The sequence below is a fragment of the Micromonospora sp. D75 genome, from assembly GCF_018070405.1.
In the GTDB taxonomy this organism is placed as follows: domain Bacteria; phylum Actinomycetota; class Actinomycetes; order Mycobacteriales; family Micromonosporaceae; genus Micromonospora; species Micromonospora chalcea.
Genome location: NZ_JAGPXV010001216.1, coordinates 1 through 412, shown reverse-complemented (window position 1 = coordinate 412; position 412 = coordinate 1). Strand labels below are relative to the sequence as shown.

At 77.9% G+C, this 412-nt stretch carries 2 pseudogenes; both read right to left on the bottom strand.

The features are described 5' to 3' along the window. A pseudogene (locus KBX39_RS32940) lies at positions 1 to 233 on the bottom strand (hypothetical protein); the annotation flags it as partial. 54 nt (positions 234 to 287) lie between these two features. Further along, positions 288 to 412, bottom strand: a pseudogene (locus KBX39_RS32935) (Prokaryotic metallothionein); the annotation flags it as partial.

Genomic DNA, 412 nt, shown 5'->3' with positions numbered 1-412 from the left:
AGGACGCCGTCGGAGTCGAGCCGCTCGCTGGCGTACTCGGGATCCTCGGCCAGGCCGGCCAGGCTGCCGGTCGCGGCGTACCGGTCACGCAGCGCCTCGGCGGCCCCGCCGTCGGTGGGTGAGGGCGCGGCGAGGGCCGGCGCGGGGCCGGTGGCAGCGCCGGGCTCGGTGGTGGAGCCGCAGCCGGCGAGGACGGCGACCAGCGCCGCCGCGATGATCAACCGTCGGGACACCGGAGGGATGCTAGACGGAGATCGACGCCCGTGGCGCCCCGGGGAGCGCCCGCGTCAGGCGGGGCGGGCGCCGACCGCGTCGCGTACCTCGGCGCCCTGCTCGCCCTCGACGGCGCGGGCGCAGTGGGCGCAGCAGAAGAAGCGGCCGGAGACCTCGACGCCGTGGCCGACGATCTTGA